We start from the raw sequence: 18185 nt of genomic DNA, 5'->3' as shown, positions 1-18185 counted from the left end.
CCCGCCGGTTCAGGCTGGCGGGCCTTTCTCGTTATGAGAGGCAAGCGGCGATGGCGAGAACTACATCGGTGCCGAAGTCACCCGAATAGATCCACCAAGCAATCCCGACACCAAGCGCAAGAGCAACCATTTTAAGAGCGATCATCTGAATTCCCCTCGTTCGTGCAGACAGGCTGAGCTCTGACTGTTTCCAGACTGCTTCGAGGGGAGCGACAAACGGCTTCGTTCACCGAGCTGTTATCCTTGGGGCCTTAAGACGAAGGCCGCAGCGATTGTTCGCTGCGGCCCGCGCACGGTCAAAATGAAACCGGGTAAAAAAGATCTAAGTGAAATATGCAGCCAGCCCCGGTCTCAGGCTGTTCCGGCGCACACATATGTGAATCAGGCGCCCTCCGATTTGCGGACCGGAACGACTCCGGCTTGTTCTCGTTCACGTTCGTGAACATGGAATGGCCGGTGAGCTTCATTATCGAGATTTACCGGGTTGCGTCAGACGGCTCAGAAACGCTGCTCCACCGAGCGGTAGTTGCGGTGACTAGCCCTGTTGCCGCTCGCCGAGAGGCGAGCTACTTGCTCAGCAGGCGGAAGAACGCAACGGGTGCTCGCGTGCTGAACGCGTAAAACTCCCTGGGGCGGAGAGACGGCCCCGGCCTGGCTGGGGGGGCCAGGTATCGCCGGGGCCGCTTCGCCAGCTCGGCGGCGAGCCAGCGAGTATAAATAGAATAGCCGGCCGCGGCTCCGGTTCCTCCCGGGGCGGGAGCAGCCTTGTTCGTCGATTGGGGTGAACCGAATTAGGCCTAGTCTAAAATCTCGCAGTGGCCTATTTTGGTTTTCGAGCGCATAAACCGGCATGTCCGAATCTTCTCGCCAGCCCCGGCCTGCACCCACGCACTGCCCGGCTCGCGCGAATCCACTTCGCCAGACGACCTCAATGCTAGACGTCAAGACCGGCCGGACGGTCCGCCTTTACCAATGTGACAGGTGCGGTGAACGCATTTGGGAGGATTGACGCCCGCTAGCAACGAACAGCTGGTGCTGGCCTGTTTCCGACCTCAGTGGTCTAGTTTCAAAAGTGCGGTGGCCTAATTTGAGTTGTGTGCACTACTGGACAGAACTCAACCGGCTACGCGTGCGTTAAGAGAACATCACAGACCGGACCTCGGCTTTTATCTGTGATGAGATCGCCGATTGCGCTCCCGCCTTCCTCTAGGGAAAGGAGCGCGCCATGCAGGAACGGCGACGTTTCAAACAAACAACTTCACTTGAAAACCGCCTTCTCGAAGAAGCTAGACGACTTCGCGAGGAAGCCGAACTGCTTCCTCATGGGCCCGTACGCGATACCGCCAAGCGCAGGGTTCGTCAGGCCGAGACCGGATCTCAAATAAACGAGTGGCTCAAATCGCCCGGCTTGCAGCCGCCGAGGTGAGACCCATGGTTGAACAACCCCACACCAATCCATATTCAGTGCACGCGCGCATTTGCCTTGGCATTGCAGCCTTTGGCGCGGCACTATTCGTTGCGGCACTGTTCATGGGCATCCGGTAAGGCCGCCTCGGTTGGCGGGCCTCATTCATCCCTCTTCAGCTTGCGCTGGCCCCAATGCGGGTCTTTCCCCTTCGGGTTCAACTCCGGAACGTAATGCCGGTTCAACGCTCGCATGATGCCGATCCGGGCGAACAGCGTGGGGCCGCCGCGCTCGACCACTGAAAGCAGGGCTTCCATCGCTGCTCGCCACTCCGGCACATCGTGCTCCTTCTTCGGCAACGCGGCGATGTACTGACCGGCGTCGAGCAGCGTCACCAGCTCGCGGCCGTCGACCTCAATCAGATCCTCGAACGGTCGCGCCCAGCCCTTCGTCATGAAACCGTATTGCCATCCTTGTTGCGTTGCTGCCACCCCTCAGAACGGCCCCGCGCTTGCCGCACGCCTGGTCCGGCCATCGATCGACATAGGCGGCCGAGAGCTTCACGTTGTGGCTGCACTTGTAGTCCTGGCAGAACACGAGCAGATCGCGAACGCCGCTCTCGCGCATCTCGCCCAGCGTGATCTTCACCGGTCGGCCGTCAGCATGGTAGCCAAGTGAGTTGTGGCGTTGGGGTCGAGGCATGCCGTCACCGAAACGAGGCGTCGGTCATGAGTCAAGTCCACAACGGCTAGGGCTTCGGGACGCGCGCGAGCACTGTGCGTCGTGGGTGTGGACATCCGGCGGCGGGCCGACGCCCGTCATTCCGTTTCATTTTTGGGCGGCGACCCGGAAAGGTAGCGAAGAGTCAGGCTCCTCGGCTGGCGCCCCGTAGACCTTTATGTTCAGCGTCGTCTGAATCTCGCTCGCGTTTGGCGAAGACGTGACTGCCCGATACTGTCCAGATCAATCCTGTCCTCGGTGGGCCGCTGGTCCCCCATGAGTCCTTGAACATGCGCACCCGCGGCTGCTTCACGGGGCGACTCTTGGGCCCGCAAGTATAGGTGCAACGAGGGAACGATTTCCCATCCTAATTGTTGTTAAACGTCCCCGAGCGTCGGCGGGATTGCCCGAAATGTCAGTAGCTCAAGATGGTTCAATCTCTCGCGGCAATCGCAATCCTCGCAATCCTCGCAATCCTGGGAACTTCAGCCGTCGCGCTGCCTGCGTTTGCACCAAGTGTCGAGGCAGGTGAGAGTGTTGCTCTCGCGAAGGGAGATCGGCTTCAGGTTCGGTCTTCTCTCATCGACTGCTCGCATCAGACTTGGCCTGAACTTGGTAGTTCCTGTTTGAGGAACAGTGATCCGGCGGCGCCGGTTCTTGTAACGCGTGTTGTGATGATCCGCCGCTAGGCGCGGCTTTCCCCATTTCCGACCAAGTTTAGCTCGACTGTCCCCGCCGTTTTGCGACGACAGTTCAACAGCCGCATCCCGTTAGAATTCGGGCGCTGCAGTCCTCTGACCTTAGGCAATCATGAAATCTGATCAGGCCCCAACTGTTCTTGTTGTTGAAGACGAAATGGTGTTGCGAATGCGATCCCTCGATATCGTCGAGGACGCCGGCTTCAATGCGGTGGAAGCGGTCAATGCTGATGAAGCACTTTCCATCCTCGAATCTCGTTCCGACATCTCTCTGTTGTTTTCCGATATCCAGATGCCTGGCACGATGGATGGACTGAAGTTGGCGCAGGCCGTGCACCTTCGCTGGCCCTCGATCAAGATCATCCTTGTGTCCGGTCAGGTAAAGCCAACCGACGAGGATAAGCCCGCAGATAGCCGCTTCTTCGGCAAACCCATCGACGTAAAGGAAATGATAGAGGAATTGCGGAATATGGTCGGCGCCGGTGCGCTGAAAGTCGTCCCAGAGACCGCCATACCGCTTGCGGTTGAAACGCTCGGTCGAGCCGGGGCGACCGTTCGCTCAGCCGCGCAAGACTCACTCACCGCGGAAAATGACAGCCTGCGCCTTCTGCTTGAGCAAGCCAGCATCGATGGAAAGGTCCTACTCGCGCAAGCCGGCATAGACGCGAAGGAGCGCGAGGCAGCTGACACGCTGCAGAAGCTCATCCTGGAAGAGCTGCATCATCGCATCAAGAATACCCTGGCAACGGTCAGCGCGATAGCGTCCCAGAGCCTTCGAACGGCCCCAAGCATCGAGCACGGGCAGCAGGCTATCGAAGGCAGGTTGGTTGCGCTTGGAAGAGCGCACGACCTCTTGATGCAAGCTCGGTGGGCGAATGCCAGTCTTGCCCAGACGGTTCGCAGTGCGACTGAGCCTTATGACAGCAAGGGCGCGGGGCGTTTTTCGATTGAGGGACCGGATATCGGAATTACTTCTGGCGCCGTTATCGCCCTGGCGATGACGTTCAACGAGCTTGGCACAAACACCACCAAATTTGGCGCGTTATCGGTTTCAAGCGGGCGCGTGCAGATATCTTGGAAGATCGATGACGCAAATCAACGACTGCAAATGACATGGGCGGAAAGCGGTGGTCCCAGGGTCGAAGAGCCTACCCGACGAAGTTTTGGCTCCCGCATGATCGGATCGCTCGGGCATCAGTTAAGTGGACAAGTTCAACTGGCATATAAGCCAGACGGATTTGTTTATAGCTTGGACGTTCCGCTGAGTTCACTGACTGCAAAGGGCGCAAACCAGCAGAAGGGCGCCGCGCAATGACGACCGCAAGAATTGTGTTGATGGCTGTGCTGATAAGCGCCCTCGGCGCCACCGAGGCGCTGGCCGAGTGTCAAATTGCAGACGCAAAGCTTGAGGAGGCGATCCAGCAAAATCCGCGATTGCGAGGGCCAGCTAACAGCCAGTCCGTGCGCGACCTCCGGAGCTTAAGGGACGCCGCGCTCACGCTTCGCTCTTATGGACGTCATGAAGACTGTGAACGTCTCCTCGCCAACATTCGCGAACTGATCGCGGGACCGCCCATGGGGTCCTTGGGGGACAACGATGAGGAAGAGGCGGACAAGCAAAATACTGCTAGTGAACCAAAAGCAAAGCGTGGCGCGTCCTTGGGGAACCGCGATAAAAAAGGCGCCAAACCTTTAGTAAGGATCGACCAACTTACACCCGGTCTGAGGACCGACCAAATGATTGGGGCAGAAGTCCGTAGTTCCGATGATAAGATCGTCGGCGAGGTGCGAAATATCGTTTTCGGCACCAAAGACGGGCGAGACTACGCGATTGTCGCCTCGGGTGGATTTTTCACCACCGGAAAGGACAGCATCGTGGTGCCGATCCGATCTCTTAAGGTCACGGAGGATCGGTCGAGCTTCTTTCTTCCCATCACGAAGGAAATGATGAGAACCGTACCTGTCATGCCCGATCAAGAATACAACTGGCTCTCGGACCAGGCTTGGCGCGCACATAACGACGCCCTTTTTCGATAAGCGCTGAAACGTCAGTTCAATTCCCCTCAATCGTCCGCACTTGTTGAGGGAACGAAGCAATTTTGCTCCAGTTGTAGTCGGCGTAAATGCGGTCGGGCCACACGCCGCTGTTCGACATCGAGTTTACCGCCGCTAGCTAAAGGCGCTTAAAAGACATAGCGCCGGCAACGTAATTCGGTCGGAATGCCCCCGAAGCGGGAAAAATTAAGCGCTGGTCTCGCTCCCAACCTTTGCCTGGATCAGAACAAGATGAGTTGTTGGAATGGTTACGCTCCATTCCAGTCCGCGCGGAGCAAAATCGAGAGCGACCTTCGCGTTTAGAGAACGTTCAATCATTTCGCCGATCACGAGGTGGCCAAAACCATTCCGGGACGGCGGGACTACGCGAGGACCGCCTTGCTCGATCCATTTTAACAACAGATGGGGCATTGCAAGCGATTCACTGTCGAGCGACCAAGATATCTTCACCTTGCCGGCAGGCAGCGAAAGTGCGCCGTACTTGATCGCATTTGTCGTAAGTTCGTGGATTGCGAGTCCGATCGCCTGGGTTGCTTCCGCCGTTACGACAATGTCTGGGCCGGATAGTTCGACTCGCGAGCTTTGAATGTCTAGGAACGGAATAAGGTGTTGCCGCATCAGGTCAACGAGGCTGGCTCCTTGCCATCTATTGTGAACTAACACATCGTGTGATGCGGCGAGGCCCTGCAGACGTTGTCCGAACCGGCTTTCGAATTCCACCATCGTCGTGGTAGTGCGAGCCGTTCGGCGAGAAATCGATTGAATCACCGTCAGCAAATTCTTCGAGCGGTGCGATAGCTCATGCATTAAAAATTGAACATGGTCTTCTGCAGCTTTGCGTTCAGTGACGTCGGCTACAATGCTGATGAGCCGGTGAGCTTTTCCGTCCGGCATGCGAGAGATAACGCGGCCGTGGCCCCTAAGCCAAAGAATTGTGCCGTCCGGCCACACCACCCGGTACTCAGACGTAAATGAGTCTTGGACTTCGGCGAGCTCGTGTAACTTTTGCATCAAATATCGATCATCGGGATGTAGCGCCGACCAATATTCGTCTTGGGTGCCTCCCACTTGTCCGCGGCCACCTGGAAGGTTGATCCCGAACAGCGCCATGCCTTCCGGCGTCCAAAGTCTCGTCTTGGCGACTAGGTCTGTCTCCCATGTGCCCATTCGGCCCGCGGAAAGTGCAGATCGGTAAAGGGTCTGCCCATCATGTAACTGCTGATTGGCTTCGGATAGTTCTTGGGTTTTCAGTTCCAGTGCTTTTTCAACCCTCAGGCGCTCAGTTGTTTCCACGGCTGTGACGAGCACGCCACCTATGCCGGTCGGCGATAACGGATCGGGTATCGGACTGTAACTGACGGTGAAATGCGCTGTCTCAAAACTGTTGCCACGGCGGCGAATTGTGAGAGGCCGGTCTTCGGAATAAACGCCAGGGCTTTCGCCAGCGAGAATTGCTTCTTGAAGCGGGATCAGATCCGAAACCACTTCCGGCCATACGACGCGAAACGGCAGCCCGAGTGCCCACGGGTGCTTGTCCGCTAAAATTGGCCGGTATCCGTCATTGTAGATCAGGATGAATTCGGGCCCCCATCGTACCGCCATCGGAAAGCCGGACGCTGTCATTATCCCAACGATAAGCCTGAGGGTGGGAGACCACTTATTCGAGTCACCTAACTCCGTCGTTGACCAGTCCTTGCTCGCAATAAGGCCAGCCATTTCATTCTTCACGGAGGGAGCAGTTGGTGGTTGTTTTGTTCCGCTATCATCGAGCGACATTTGCTACTGCCTACGGAAACTGGCGGGAAAACGGCCAACAAGTGCGCTAATCTACAACGGTATCGGAAACAAGGTCGAGCAGCATCTGAACCCCCACGGGATCTGCCGCTAGAGGCATGCGGGGGCGCTATGGAAAGGATTGCAGCAAGCCGGGTCGCTAATGACCACGTTTCAAACAAGTGTTGCGGACGTCAGCGAGGCAAATGCTTTTGCTCCGTCGCCTGAGGCCGCCACCGGCACTCTTCGGAATCCACCCGATGTTCAACCGAGTCCGGTTTGCGCGCCAAAGCGGAAGCCGCCGGCTGCCTTTCTCGATCCGCTGTCGCACCCCTGAATCTCAAAAAATCGCGCACTAGTCAGGAGACAGTACGGCACCTTCAGAACCATCGAGGAGGGGGCGGGGGTATGGGCGGGCAGTTACGTTGTGGCGTGGCTGTACCGGGCCTGCATCAACCAGGGTGGTAAGCCGGGCGGTTGTTCGGACGACGCGAAACGGTGACAGCCTGGTCTAACTTGACGCCGCTATCGTCGACAAAAATTGGTCGGGCCTTAATCTCCTCCAACAGTTTGGCTTGCGCGGGCGAAAACGTTGCGGCCATCTGAGCCCATACATTCCGCAGCGTGGACAGGTTTTGAGCGAAGGACGTTTGGAACTGCGGTTGACCCGGATTAGACGTGATTTGATTCAGGTCCGTCGTCAATTGCTACAAAAGGTTTTGCACATTGAAGCTAGCTTCGGTGGCGACGATTAGCTCACATAGTTCTCTCAGGCGCGCTGCGTTCATGGATTTCCCCCAGAGAGAAGTTGTAGCGGAAAGGAGCGCCAACTCCAAGCTGCTAGCAGCTCTCGGTCGTCCAGGAAACGCGCGGGCACCTAGACCGAATGGCCTTCAAGGCGATTCCTGAACACGGCGGGCGTAGCGTTGTGATGCGCCGCTTGTGCACGTGCTTGGTAGGATTCGAGAACGAAAAGCCGAATCGCGCACGACAGTCTCGTGACTTCGTCGACTATCGATTTCGCTGACAAGGTCCTGGGCGCGCATTCCTCGGGACAAAGCGATTTCCCGAAAGCTGTTCCAAAATTCGTTTTCTAGGCGGATGGACGTCTTGTGGTTACCAATAACGAGTCGAGATCGAAAACGCTCCTCTTAAAATCACCTAATCGTCGGGCGGCTTCCCGCCTTTCATCGACTCGTGCACACGCTGCATGGTCCTGGAAAAATAGTCCTCGCGCTCCCGCCGAAAGCGCTCTTGGTGCCCCCTGAAATTCTCGACGCGCTTGCTAATCTGCTCGCGTTCGGGCGGACCGAGATTAAGCAGGCGCTGGGGCACTCGGCTGGGTTCGTTGAGAATCGCCACAATGTCGATCGGAGTTGGTGGGAGAGGGGCAGGTGGCTTGATCCCGCTCGCGGCTGTGCGCGATGCCAATGCCGCCGTCTCGGCCATCAGCGCTTCTAGCTCCTTGCGGTAGTCCATTTTATCAGCCCTCCGCCAAAGGAGACACTGTGAGCGGGAGCGGGTGGGCTGTCAAACGTCGCTAGGGGGCCCGGGGCCTTTGCGCTCGATGAACAATTTGCTTCGGCTCCGATTATCTCGTTTTAAGCACGGGTAGGTGAGATGGACCTCATGGCCGAGCTTCAGCAATTGGAGCATCAGCTTGAATTAGCAAATCGAATGCTCAGCCTGGTTCGGGATCGCCCGGCGGTAACTCGGCTCGAAGCATTCGGAGAGGTTATACGGACGAGGATCGACCGCCTGAAGGCTATCGGTTTTGAAGATGCCACGCGGCGTCGTGCCTATCAGCTCTGGGAGGAAGCAGGGCGGCCTTGGGGCCGGGACAGGGACTTCTGGTTGCAAGCCGAACGTGAGCTACTGAGCAGTTCGGCTCCGCGTTAAAGTGCGCGGCGTTGTGCGTATTTGTCGCCGCTAGTTGTTACCTCGATGTTACCCGACTAACTCGACAGTGATCACATGATCTGATATCGCGTTTTTATAAGTTTTATCAGCTATTTGGCGAAACCTGTGATCGGCGCGAAATGGCCATGGTTCCCGGGCAAAAGGCCGGGGTGGGGGTGGGTGGGGGCCGGAACTCTCGACCGCCCCGATTATCGACGTCCTTCGCCACGTTCGCGCCGGCCTCCATTTTTTTTGGCGACGGCTCTCAGAACTCTCGTCCACATCTGCATCGCTTCACCCCGGACATGAGCAAGCAGTTGGACCTCCTCGACGGCTTCGATGAATATAGGGGTTCCAGCCGCCGTTCTCCGTTCTACAGCATGCCCCCGCAGTTCGAGCGCGCGAAGGCCGCCCACGCGGCTCCCGTTGAGGCAGCGCCGAACAGGCGCAGGTGCCCGCCAGCGAGCCGGAGGCCGCACCAGCGCCTCTTGGCGCCCCTCCAGCGGTCCCGCGGATCATCACCAATGGTGACGACCTGGTGGACTTGATCCGCCGGCGCGGCGACGAGCTCGGCATCACGCATGAGACGATCGACCACATCACGGGCTGGGCGTCCGGCTATGCGTCCAAGCTATCTCCCCGGAGCCATTGAAGCGTCTCGGCGAGCAGTCGCTCGGCTTGGTTCTCGATGCGCTGGCGCTCGGCATCGCGCGGATCGAGTTCGTTGAAGATCCGGAGATGACGGCGCGGATGCGGCGCCGGTGGGTTCGTCGCCGCCGTCCACACATGCGGCCACGGCGCACTCGCGGTGCGTTGCTGGCCGCTCGGGAGGAGGGGATGTTCGCGTCCACAACGGAGGACAACAATGTCGAAACCCCATCTGAGCTTCCGACCGAAGGTTGAGCTTGCCGATGCGATCCGCGCCGCGGCCTCGGCGGAGTGCCGGCCGGTGTCTCAGTTCCTGGCGAACCTGATCGAGGACGCGCTTGCGGCCAAGCAGCCGCGTCAGCAGCACAGCGAAGCGGCGTGAGGATTCTGTCCATGTTCCGAAGGCAATCCGGCGAAGAGGCCGGCCCGACGCATTCTGATCCCGAGCCGACCTTGCGGGCGCCCAGCGTCCGGGAAAAACTCGATTGCGCGCGCGGTGCGCTCGCCGCGCTCGAGGAGCAGGTCGCCGAATTCGCACTGGAGGCTGCCGAGCGGAAACCCGGCGCTGCGGACAAGCTGGCGGGACACCGCGCCAAGACCGAAGCGGCCAAGACGGCTGCGGATGAACTGGCGGCGGCGTTGCGGTTGACCGAGCAGCCCATAATTCCCCCAGCGACCGCGCTACCGTCGACGCCGACAGAAGCCGCAACCCGCCTCGATCAACTCAAGGCCGACCCAAAATGGGCCTCCTCATTCGTCGGAGGCGGACCGGCGCAGTTGCAGGAATTTCGCGACCTGCACGAGATCGTCGCAAAGGGCGATCACGTCGACGTGGCAATGTCGGGCCTTCACCCTGAGCAACCATCCTCTGGTCACCGCGAGATGGCCGGAACGGCGGCAATGCTGCGCGAACTCGGCATCGACGATCGAATCATAAAGGAAACGCTCACAGGTCACATGTGACCGAGCCGGAGTACGAGGCGGCAGAGCGCTGGAAAAAAGATGCGATCAGCAATCCAGAATTCGTCTCGCGCTTCTTGAAGGGCGGCGTTGAGGAGTCCCGAAGAATGGCCCTCGCCAACATCATCTTAACCGGCGGCATCAAGGAGAACACGTAGATGGCCGACTATCTTGTCGAAGTCGTCAACCCGAAGACCAACGAAGAGCAGCACGTCACCGTCTCGGTAACGGAGTTGCAACTGGCTCGCGCAAAGCGAACCCCGGATTGGCGGGCTGCGATCCAGGATCTTGCGCGGCCACTGATCCCCAAAGGCTTCATGCCGCTCGGCTGCCGTGTCGCAGCGTTGCAGTAGGAGAAGATCAAATGACTACACCGGCGCAAGAGTCCGCCCACAAGGCCAATGTGGCTATCGCGGAAGGCGCGAGGTAGGCCGCACTAGGGGCAGCAAAGGCCGCCTACAACAACACGCCACCGGCGTGGCCAGCATACGATGCCGCAGTCAAAGCGGCCGACGTCGCCCACTGTCGTGCGGTCATTGCCAGTGCTGTGGCGAACGGCCTCTATGGTCCGCGGCAGACCTTGTTCAATCTTACAGGTGTCTGGGCCTGAGCCGATTGTGGGAAGTTTGAGACATGGCCAATTTGAATATTGGATCGAGCCTCTTCAGCGGCCTCGGCGGCGCGGCCTCCGACCTGTTCGCGGCCGAGGGCGATCGTTCGAAGGCGCAGGGCGATCTGCTCGAAAAGAAAAACTACGACATGGCGTCTTATCCGGTTGCCGGCGCTAACCGCGCGGCGGGTCCCAATCCAACTCTGAGCGCCATTGCGCTGGACTGGATCGCATCCGCCGTCAGCGTGAAGTCGAATTGATGTTGTCGCGAGGCCCGTTACCGCCTAATTGCAAAATGAGTGTAGCAGGTCGCGGCGACCGTCACGGCAAGTCCGATCAGTGCAAGCTGAAACCACTGCATTGGCTGTCCGCACAATTCTTGGCGACGTGGGGTCTGATGCTTTGGACGGCCGCCGCCGCCTTGCAGGCGATGTAACTCGACGCCGTTTGTGAGCGATGCTGCTGGCAACGGCATGTCGCAGCCGGCGCACTTCGAGATACAGGCGGACCGTTTCCAGGTACATCAGGTCAGTTCCTCCCCAATTCAATTGCGAAGATCGGCCACATGAAACCAACTCGAAAAGAATAGCTTTCAGTGAAGTAATCTGGCGAGCAATACAGCCCTTCCGAGCCGCTTGGCGAGTCCGGACGACTACGGCCGGGGTTCGTCGGGGACATCGAACCTCAGGAACATGACGTCGACGGCTCCGACGATCGGGAGACGACGCAAAGCGCCGTAATACCGTAAGGCCACATCGTCGAGCTCCAGCTCAGTTAAAATTGAACTCGCGCTCTGCGGCCGTCCAGGTTTGAAAATCTCTTGGTGAACTATGCGACCGGCCCCGGCATGTACAGGTCTAGCACCGCGGCCCAACGGCGCAATCAAACTCCGGAATTATGCTTGCCAGGTAGCATTAACGCTTGCGGCTCTGCCGGCGTCGGTCAAAAAAAAGCCATGGCTTAATTCTGAGTTGGAACCATTGATGCGGACTGCGCTTGATCAGGTCACCTGACCGCCGGCGATGAGCGAGAGATTCTATGAAGTTGGCTTTTTTCTCGCGGCGGCCCGCGCCGCTATCCGACGCAGAGATTCAGGCGGCGATGGATGAACTGCGGAAACTGAGCGTCGAATGGGCGGCAGATGAAATCGAGGCGGAACTTCGCCGCTTACGTTCAAACGTGCGAGTGCTACGCCGCAGAGGTAGTGCGTCGCCAGAACCAACAACAGCCACATCCTCGGTCTCAAGGCCGCCTCTCTGATTTACGAGCATACGGCACCACTTCCGCGCGCCGAGCGATTGAAGCAGGACACTAACGCAGCGCCTGCTGCCTTTGCCGGCACCGTTCCGCACGATCGGCGTCGGGCGCGAGATTGAAGTGCAACCGTTGGGCGAGCGTAAGGGAGCGCGGGACCTTGTACTGGTTTGGGTTGGTTCGCCTGCGCTTGCACTGACTTCGGAAGAAACTATCGCGAAGTTGCGCGCAGCAGGCTACTCGGAGATCAGGGAGACTCCATCCGGAAAGATCAAGTCTTACCGAGCAGTCAAAGGCGGCACGGAGCGAGCTCTCATCGTCGACAGCACCGGACGCATCATGAGACGACGCTGCGGTCGCCACGGGTCACGCGCACTTTGGTGCCAACCGGAAAATTGCGATGCGCGGCGGTTAGTTCATTTCGATCAAACGAAGAACCGCTTGCCGTCTTTCCGTTTGCGTACGAGTAGAACGAAGCTTTTCCGGAAAAAGTGCGGGCAAAGGATTGGGCCGTTGAGCGATCTGAACGTGCCGGCTGTTGTTCGGTCCGGCCTTCGGTTTGCGGCTGGCTAGTTCGATTGGGTGCCTCGGGAGCCGGCTCTGCGTGTGCCTTTGGGATAATGGACCAGCTATCATTGAACTCCTGGGCTACTGCGGTGGTCGGCGTCAACCCCATCCAGGTCGGGGCCATCGCAATCGCGACGATTCCAAACAGGAGACGCATGGTCGGCCTCACCAACAAGTGGAAGAACTAATCGACAATGCAGATTCATGGACGGTTTTCCTGGGCGCAGTGCAGCAATCAATTCGTCCATTGCAGCGCTTTAGTTATCCGGGCGCCATCGGGCATCTCGCCATCGTCCTGGAGCACACGGATAACTCGCCCGGCTTCAGATATATCGAAGCGAAAAATCGTTCGCGGAGATTTGCGTAAACCAATGCTTCGTACTGCGGATCAACACCGGCTTGCTACCGCGATGGCGGCGGTGATGCGCGCGAACCCGGTTGCGACGCTGCGGGATGTCGAGATGGCTATGCAATGCGAGGGGCCGGTCGTTTTTTATTAAATATGCGCGTTTAACCGTGAATTGTGTTTTCGATATTAGCGACGTTTGGAGGGGTAGTATCGTCAGCGCCGATAAACATGCTGTTCCTTGAAGTGCCAAAGCCAGCGCGGGCCGCGGACAGAGGATTGGCGCATGATCAAGCATTACACGGATGGCCTCTTGTTCTTTGAGGGCCGAGAATTACGGATTGTTGCCTATGGCGTTAGCCGGAAACACGCCCAAGTGCATGCAGATGGATTAGGCCTTCTTCCGATACACTTCTACATCACGCTCGACGGCTTTCTTACCGTCGCAAAATGTCGGCTCGTATGGAGATGGCGGGACGACGTCAGTGTCGCTTTTGAAAGATGGCTGGATATTCGCCAGCGTCTCGTGATCGAAGATCGCGCTGACGTTTCGCGGACGAACTTCTGAGCGGTCGACGGGGTTGGAGCGGCGCGCCGCTCTGCCGGTTGCGCCTCAATTCGACCATCCGACTCAGGCTGTGATTGTATCCGTTGCCGGCGTCTCGTCTGCGACGGTTAAGTTGATCCCGAACCGAAGCCCGACGAAGCGGAGCCGAAGGCCCGGAGAGAACCCCATCAAACCGGGCCTTTGCGCTGTCCGGCTGGCGATTCTATTGCCAAGGTCAGCGGCCCCGCCACCCGCTGGCGGGTGGTCGCTTTGATAGCCCGTCCGCGAGGAAAGGATGCCGCCAGGTCGCGGCCGGCTCGCGCCAGGTTCGAGCGGTTCGTTGCTGGAAAAAATCCAAAGAATGAGTGCAATAAGTTTACGGCGCGGCTCCCGTCCGTGAGGAGGGAGAGATTTCCGGAGTCCTCCCTAGTCTCTCTCTCTGTCGCGCGCGTGCGCGCGTAGCAAAACTGTGCTATTGGCCGCCTACGTCGATCGATGGGCAGACGAGATCCGACTGTCTGAGTTGGAGCCTCGTTCATCTGCTTAGCGTGCGGGAAGCGCGCAGCGATACTGAGGGGCGGCAGCAACTCAACAAAGATGGCAATACGGCTTTATGACCAAGGGCTGGGCGCCGCCGTTCGAGAATCCGATTAAGGTCGATGGCCGCGATCCGGCGACGCTTCTCGATTCTGGCGAGTTCATCGCTGTACCTCCGAAGAGAGAACACGACGCGACCGAGTGGCAATCTACCGCCACAGGGCAAACACAATCCGGCTGTTTGCCGATAGGCCCGCACGTCGTGAATATCGCGACTACGGGCAAAGGCGTTACGACAGAGACTACGGTCCACGTAACGACAGGGAGTACGCACCTAGACCTTACGACTATGACGATGAATAAGACGGGGTTGAAAAGGGGCGTGCTATGCTCGAGCCGACCTGCGAAGATTGTCTTGTCGAAGACCTCTTCTGACCTTAGCGGTCATCAGTGACGGCCGCCTTGCTGCAATACGCTGGGTGAGAACTCAGCGGCTCCTTTGTCTTAGGAACGTGTGGCTTGTAGTGCCTTCGCGAAGAAATGCGGCACCTGACCTTCGACGTCACCGACCTAGATTCCTTTGCTCTAAGTGGCCTTTCTTCGCAACGGAGAATCCCGCGTCATCGATCCGGCCATTCAAACAAAAGACCGCCCCGTTGGGGGCGGCTTTTGGATCGTATGTCGAGAGTTAGTACTTAAACTCCGGCATGGCCTTTAATTCGTCCTTGGTGGCGCTAAGCACGGCGTGATTGGGATACCAACTCTTACTAGCGCTGGTGGTGGTGGTGGTCGTGGTGGTAGTTGCGGCACCGGTGGTGGTTCGCGTGGCACTGTCTGGAGCCGAAGTCGGCGCAGGAGCATTCGGCGGTGCCGACGTTGTCGACGCAGTTGTCGAGGTCACCGGCTGGTCAACCCACTTCAGCTTATCGAAGGCAACTGCCACGTAGTGCTCACCCAAGCCGAGAACCCCGCCCACACCTAGAATGACATTGGCCACCTTGCCTGACCTATCCAAAATTACCTCATTGATGTCGCCGATTTTCTCGTTTGCTTCATTGTACACGTCGACGCCGGCGAGCTTAGACGCGCGCCATTCGCCCACTTTGTGCATGGAAGGACTGGTAGTCGAATCCGCTTGGCTTGTGGCTGTTTGCGCCGACGCTGCACCGCTCATGGAGGCGGTAGCCAGGATTGCTATTGCAAGACATTTGGAAATCATGATGTTCCTCCATTGTTTAGGGGACAATGGGACGGTGGGATTTTGGTTCCAGCGACGGAACGGCAAATAATTTCCGTGGAGGCGATCCCCGCCGCAGGCCAAGACCTGTCCAGTAGCCAACACCTTCACTTAGACGATGTAATCCGAACATTCGGAACGGTATCGCCCGCGCACGGCCGGCCTCAGCTTTTTTGCTGGCGTAGATCCAAAGGACGAGTTGGAGGGGATGCTGGCGGCCCAATTGCTCGCGTCTCACAACGCAGCGATGGAATGCTATCGCCGCGCGATGATTGCAGAGCAGACGCTTGAGGGACGCAAAGAGAATTTAAATCACGCGAACAAGCTTTCCCGCACCCACACACTGCCGGAGGCATTTGAACCGGCATCGCGGCAAGGGCCAGCAGAAAGTCACCTTCGAACACGTTCACGTCTACAGCGGCGTAGCGGACGACAAGTCACGAGCGAGCGAATGGGGACGTTGGAACCGGCCTCCTTAGACCGGCGTTTGAAGCAGACATTCTCGACGCGCGTGCGAGGCAGATAATGGAAAACAGCAGGACCATAGCGGCGAACCGCTCTCGATGTCCTCGCTGCAGCGCGCGTTCCACGATCCAGAGCGCCGTAGAACTTCGTCCTGGCGTGCATTACCTTACGCTGAGATGCATCTCATGTGGGCTCGTCTTTGACGCTCAGGTTCCTGAAAAGGCGGACGGCCTCGATCCCGCCGGCCACGAATAGAAGCCGAGTTCGGAAGTTCGTCCAGCACCGGACTGAAATCCTTTGCCGCCGCAAGGATGAGCCCTTTATTCGGTGAAGGCGCGTTCGCTCTGTCGACGCTGCCGTGTCAAATGCTTACCAATGACCTCTACGACGACCCCAGTATCCGCCGCCGCCAAACAACAGCACCACAACAACTATAATAAGGATCAATTCCATAGGAAGTCTCCTTTGGTAATGACTTCAAATAGCGAACTGCCCACCGTGAACTAAGTTCCGCGGGGGCCCAGCATCCGCTTTGGGTTCTATACAAGCTGGTCAATGTTGCTCACTTTCAAACTCTTCCCCGCAAGGACAATTAGGGGGTCACTCTGTAGTTGGCTTAGAAGTCCTTCGAGTTGGTCGTCGAATCAGACGCTATCGCTTGCCGTCAGCATTCATCTCCCCGGTCGTTTTTGCATCCGGCTTGCCCTGCGCTTGCTGAGTACCACCTTTTGACGCGGCGCCGGTTGTTGCGGTCTAGGCTACCTCTGCTGCGGGTGCGTTCATCGACCCTCATCCTCTCGTTCGACGTCGACCAAGGCTATATAATTCCTGCCTGGCACGATGACATTCGCGTCGGGGAGGGAGAACAATGATTGCTGCCTCACCGCCACCACAGCGCCCCCTATTGCGCCCGTCTCAGACGACGATCTGCGAGTGCCAGAGGCTGCGGTGACGGAGGCCGCCGCGATCCGGCGCCCGAAAGGCTACGTGAACTCCGACGGTTGCGGGCTGCCCGTCTGCGGGGGGCAATGCTGAAAATGATATCGGAGGCGCCATAGTGGAGCGAACGCTCCGAGTACTTAAGGAGCCGCAGTCCGATGAGGAACATGAGTGGATCGTAAAAGGCCCTTGCGCGCTTGACGTCATTGCTGCCGAGAGAAACGTGATGGATCATCCGGTCACCGCTTGAGGCAATACCGGCGTTTCAATCGCTCAGTTGTGGTCTTCGCGGCATAGTTGATGCGCCCGAGCTCGGCTTCATCCTTGGCGATCACCTGAACGCGCCAGCCCATGTCGCTGGCATCTTCTGCGTCGCATTCGATCTCGAGGGACACAACATACTGCCCACTGGGAAAGCTGCGGATCGACGATTTCAAAGGGGCCGTTCCGGCATTCTTGCCTGAGCTTCTCTTCGTCGGGAGCCTGGAGCGTTGGGCCGTCTTGGAAAGCCTTATCGGCGGCTTGCAACGCAGGGCGACCATCACGGCTCACGGTAAATTGGAAGAAGACTCCGATACGGTGCTCTTTACCGAGACTTACGAGTTCGATGACGGTAACAGCGATACCTTGCATTGGACCATCCGTAAGGTTGGCAACGGTCAGTACACGGGGCATGAAATTTTGGAAGGCGAAGCAACGGGCGAATAGGCCGGTTGCGCGTTCTGCTGGAAATACGCCCGGGATGTCCCGCAAGCTGACGGCAAGTCCACCAAGCTGAACTTCGACGACTGGTTCTATGCCATTGATCGCCACGCCTGCATTGTGCGAGGCAGCGCGGGGCGGGCAGGCATTCCATTTGCGACCGCCCATGTGACCTATCGGAAGCTCTAACGGAGACGAGGATGGGTAGGCTGTTGGCGCCACTTAGGCCACACACGGTTCATCTTTGCATTGATCTCCAGAATCTCTTCGGGCCTGACGGACCATGGGTGACCCCGTGGATGAACCGATTTTTGCCACTTGCTGCCGAGATCGTCGGATACGCGCCGGAGCGGACCATCTTCACCCGGTTCATTCCTCCTCAAAACAAACAAGCCGCCCGAGGAGCCTGGAGGGCGTATTACGCGGCGAGCGGCTTGACCGGTACTTGCTTGAACTTGTAGAGCCGCTCTTACACCGCCCGCTCTTGTATTGGACAGACAAACCTACGGAGCGTTGCCTTGCGCCTAAACGACGTCGCTGCGGACCGATAAGAGGTAGGGTCCAAAGTCCGCAAAGCGAACGGGCGTCAGATCAGGACACCGCTGGTGGCGGGACAGGGATGCCGGTTTCATCGTCCGGCTGGCACGGCTGAATGGTGTACCCGTCTTCCAAAACTGTCTTCCCAGCGACAACATCAACAAGGCCGGCCTCTTCGGCGTGAGCCCAAACCTCTTCCTCGGTAAGGAATTCCTTGCTGAGCGTCTGGTCGTCTTCAAAAAGTGCGTATGGCATAGGGGCTCCTCTACGAACAGAATGCCTTCAG

General features: G+C 58.2%; 21 protein-coding genes and 1 pseudogene. 12 read left to right on the top strand and 10 right to left on the bottom strand.

What is annotated here, in order from left to right; all coding sequences use genetic code 11:
* Positions 1-1566: 1566 nt before the first annotated feature.
* A complete protein-coding gene (locus tag ACPPVR_RS23695; RefSeq protein ID WP_426608987.1) occupies positions 1567-1860 on the bottom strand; it encodes a hypothetical protein in 294 nt (97 codons plus the stop codon).
* Positions 1820-2053 (bottom strand): hypothetical protein, encoded by a 234-nt coding sequence (locus ACPPVR_RS23690; protein WP_426608986.1) that lies wholly within the window; start codon positions 2051-2053, stop codon positions 1820-1822. The genes ACPPVR_RS23695 and ACPPVR_RS23690 overlap by 41 nt, the downstream gene beginning before the upstream one ends.
* Positions 2054-2935: 882 nt before the next feature.
* Between ACPPVR_RS23690 and ACPPVR_RS23685 the strand changes: the two genes are divergently transcribed.
* Positions 2936-4138, top strand: a complete 1203-nt coding sequence (locus tag ACPPVR_RS23685) for a sensor histidine kinase (RefSeq protein WP_426608985.1) — start codon at positions 2936-2938, stop codon at positions 4136-4138.
* Positions 4135-4860, top strand: a complete 726-nt coding sequence (locus ACPPVR_RS23680; protein WP_426608984.1) for a PRC-barrel domain-containing protein — start codon at positions 4135-4137, stop codon at positions 4858-4860. The genes ACPPVR_RS23685 and ACPPVR_RS23680 overlap by 4 nt, the downstream gene beginning before the upstream one ends.
* 204 nt (positions 4861-5064) lie before the next feature.
* On the opposite strand, the gene ACPPVR_RS23675 is transcribed toward ACPPVR_RS23680, so the two are convergent.
* From ACPPVR_RS23675 to ACPPVR_RS23665, 3 genes are all read right to left on the bottom strand, one after another.
* On the bottom strand, positions 5065-6654 hold the full coding sequence (locus ACPPVR_RS23675; protein ID WP_426608983.1) for an HWE histidine kinase domain-containing protein: 1590 nt from the start codon (positions 6652-6654) through the stop codon (positions 5065-5067).
* Between the two features lie 890 nt (positions 6655-7544).
* Complete coding sequence (locus tag ACPPVR_RS23670) at positions 7545-7754, bottom strand: ribbon-helix-helix domain-containing protein (RefSeq protein ID WP_426616169.1); 210 nt, start codon at positions 7752-7754, stop codon at positions 7545-7547.
* A gap of 58 nt (positions 7755-7812) precedes the next feature.
* The gene (locus tag ACPPVR_RS23665) at positions 7813-8130 is read right to left on the bottom strand and encodes a hypothetical protein (protein ID WP_426608982.1); all 318 of its coding nucleotides are present in this window, start codon (positions 8128-8130) and stop codon (positions 7813-7815) included.
* A gap of 150 nt (positions 8131-8280) precedes the next feature.
* On the opposite strand from ACPPVR_RS23665, the gene ACPPVR_RS23660 reads away from it, so the two are divergent.
* From ACPPVR_RS23660 to ACPPVR_RS23625, 8 genes are all read left to right on the top strand, one after another.
* Entirely contained in the window at positions 8281-8550 is a 270-nt protein-coding gene (locus ACPPVR_RS23660; RefSeq protein ID WP_426608981.1) for a DUF2934 domain-containing protein, read from the top strand.
* Between the two features lie 451 nt (positions 8551-9001).
* A complete protein-coding gene (locus tag ACPPVR_RS23655; protein WP_426608980.1) occupies positions 9002-9202 on the top strand; it encodes a hypothetical protein in 201 nt (66 codons plus the stop codon).
* Positions 9199-9453: a hypothetical protein gene (locus tag ACPPVR_RS23650; RefSeq protein ID WP_426608979.1), complete on the top strand. Its 255-nt coding sequence runs from the start codon at positions 9199-9201 to the stop codon at positions 9451-9453. The genes ACPPVR_RS23655 and ACPPVR_RS23650 overlap by 4 nt, the downstream gene beginning before the upstream one ends.
* Positions 9416-9580, top strand: a complete 165-nt coding sequence (locus ACPPVR_RS23645; protein ID WP_426608978.1) for a hypothetical protein — start codon at positions 9416-9418, stop codon at positions 9578-9580. Before ACPPVR_RS23650 ends, ACPPVR_RS23645 begins: the two co-directional genes overlap by 38 nt.
* 11 nt (positions 9581-9591) lie before the next feature.
* Complete coding sequence (locus tag ACPPVR_RS23640; protein WP_426608977.1) at positions 9592-10161, top strand: hypothetical protein; 570 nt, start codon at positions 9592-9594, stop codon at positions 10159-10161.
* Positions 10158-10316, top strand: a complete 159-nt coding sequence (locus ACPPVR_RS23635; RefSeq protein ID WP_426608976.1) for a hypothetical protein — start codon at positions 10158-10160, stop codon at positions 10314-10316. The genes ACPPVR_RS23640 and ACPPVR_RS23635 overlap by 4 nt, the downstream gene beginning before the upstream one ends.
* The gene (locus ACPPVR_RS23630) at positions 10317-10511 is read left to right on the top strand and encodes a hypothetical protein (protein WP_426608975.1); all 195 of its coding nucleotides are present in this window, start codon (positions 10317-10319) and stop codon (positions 10509-10511) included. It begins immediately after the preceding gene.
* Between the two features lie 280 nt (positions 10512-10791).
* Positions 10792-11028, top strand: coding sequence for a hypothetical protein (locus tag ACPPVR_RS23625; RefSeq protein WP_426608974.1), 237 nt, complete (start codon positions 10792-10794; stop codon positions 11026-11028).
* 1331 nt (positions 11029-12359) lie between these two features.
* Here ACPPVR_RS23625 and ACPPVR_RS23620 read toward each other — a convergent pair.
* Positions 12360-12746, bottom strand: coding sequence for an RlpA-like double-psi beta-barrel domain-containing protein (locus tag ACPPVR_RS23620; protein WP_426608973.1), 387 nt, complete (start codon positions 12744-12746; stop codon positions 12360-12362).
* Positions 12747-13221: 475 nt separating this feature from the next.
* Between ACPPVR_RS23620 and ACPPVR_RS23615 the strand changes: the two genes are divergently transcribed.
* The gene (locus ACPPVR_RS23615; RefSeq protein ID WP_426608972.1) at positions 13222-13503 is read left to right on the top strand and encodes a hypothetical protein; all 282 of its coding nucleotides are present in this window, start codon (positions 13222-13224) and stop codon (positions 13501-13503) included.
* Between the two features lie 1204 nt (positions 13504-14707).
* Here the strand turns inward: ACPPVR_RS23615 and ACPPVR_RS23610 are convergent.
* The 3 genes from ACPPVR_RS23610 to ACPPVR_RS23600 all read right to left on the bottom strand — a co-directional run bounded on the left by ACPPVR_RS23610 (position 14708) and on the right by ACPPVR_RS23600 (position 17097).
* Complete coding sequence (locus ACPPVR_RS23610; RefSeq protein WP_426608971.1) at positions 14708-15238, bottom strand: PRC-barrel domain-containing protein; 531 nt, start codon at positions 15236-15238, stop codon at positions 14708-14710.
* Between the two features lie 852 nt (positions 15239-16090).
* The gene (locus ACPPVR_RS23605) at positions 16091-16174 is read right to left on the bottom strand and encodes a DUF3309 family protein (protein WP_420738275.1); all 84 of its coding nucleotides are present in this window, start codon (positions 16172-16174) and stop codon (positions 16091-16093) included.
* Between the two features lie 725 nt (positions 16175-16899).
* Complete coding sequence (locus tag ACPPVR_RS23600; protein ID WP_426616336.1) at positions 16900-17097, bottom strand: hypothetical protein; 198 nt, start codon at positions 17095-17097, stop codon at positions 16900-16902.
* Here ACPPVR_RS23600 and ACPPVR_RS23595 point away from each other — a divergent pair.
* Positions 17012-17551 (top strand): annotated as a pseudogene (locus tag ACPPVR_RS23595) (DUF3833 family protein). The gene ACPPVR_RS23600 and the pseudogene ACPPVR_RS23595 overlap by 86 nt on opposite strands.
* Positions 17552-17953: 402 nt before the next feature.
* On the opposite strand, the gene ACPPVR_RS23590 reads toward ACPPVR_RS23595, so the two are convergent.
* Positions 17954-18154 carry a hypothetical protein gene (locus ACPPVR_RS23590; protein ID WP_426608970.1) on the bottom strand — a complete coding sequence of 67 codons (201 nt, stop codon included), beginning with the start codon at positions 18152-18154 and terminating at the stop codon, positions 17954-17956.
* Between the last annotated feature and the right edge of the window lie 31 nt (positions 18155-18185).

The organism is Bradyrhizobium sp. McL0616 (assembly GCF_049993385.1).
Lineage (GTDB): Bacteria > Pseudomonadota > Alphaproteobacteria > Rhizobiales > Xanthobacteraceae > Bradyrhizobium.
This window is presented reverse-complemented; position numbering and strand designations above follow the sequence as displayed.

Coding starts and splice junctions, on each gene's coding strand:
- ACPPVR_RS23665 (WP_426608982.1), bottom strand. CDS start 8,130: ATGGACTACCGCAAGGAGCTAGAAGCGCTGATGGCCGAGACGGCGGCA.
- ACPPVR_RS23615 (WP_426608972.1), top strand. CDS start 13,222: ATGATCAAGCATTACACGGATGGCCTCTTGTTCTTTGAGGGCCGAGAA.
- ACPPVR_RS23675 (WP_426608983.1), bottom strand. CDS start 6,654: ATGTCGCTCGATGATAGCGGAACAAAACAACCACCAACTGCTCCCTCC.
- ACPPVR_RS23620 (WP_426608973.1), bottom strand. CDS start 12,746: ATGCGTCTCCTGTTTGGAATCGTCGCGATTGCGATGGCCCCGACCTGG.
- ACPPVR_RS23680 (WP_426608984.1), top strand. CDS start 4,135: ATGACGACCGCAAGAATTGTGTTGATGGCTGTGCTGATAAGCGCCCTC.
- ACPPVR_RS23625 (WP_426608974.1), top strand. CDS start 10,792: ATGGCCAATTTGAATATTGGATCGAGCCTCTTCAGCGGCCTCGGCGGC.
- ACPPVR_RS23645 (WP_426608978.1), top strand. CDS start 9,416: ATGTCGAAACCCCATCTGAGCTTCCGACCGAAGGTTGAGCTTGCCGAT.
- ACPPVR_RS23660 (WP_426608981.1), top strand. CDS start 8,281: ATGGCCGAGCTTCAGCAATTGGAGCATCAGCTTGAATTAGCAAATCGA.
- ACPPVR_RS23685 (WP_426608985.1), top strand. CDS start 2,936: ATGAAATCTGATCAGGCCCCAACTGTTCTTGTTGTTGAAGACGAAATG.
- ACPPVR_RS23630 (WP_426608975.1), top strand. CDS start 10,317: ATGGCCGACTATCTTGTCGAAGTCGTCAACCCGAAGACCAACGAAGAG.
- ACPPVR_RS23640 (WP_426608977.1), top strand. CDS start 9,592: ATGTTCCGAAGGCAATCCGGCGAAGAGGCCGGCCCGACGCATTCTGAT.
- ACPPVR_RS23605 (WP_420738275.1), bottom strand. CDS start 16,174: ATGGAATTGATCCTTATTATAGTTGTTGTGGTGCTGTTGTTTGGCGGC.
- ACPPVR_RS23590 (WP_426608970.1), bottom strand. CDS start 18,154: ATGCCATACGCACTTTTTGAAGACGACCAGACGCTCAGCAAGGAATTC.
- ACPPVR_RS23610 (WP_426608971.1), bottom strand. CDS start 15,238: ATGATTTCCAAATGTCTTGCAATAGCAATCCTGGCTACCGCCTCCATG.
- ACPPVR_RS23695 (WP_426608987.1), bottom strand. CDS start 1,860: ATGACGAAGGGCTGGGCGCGACCGTTCGAGGATCTGATTGAGGTCGAC.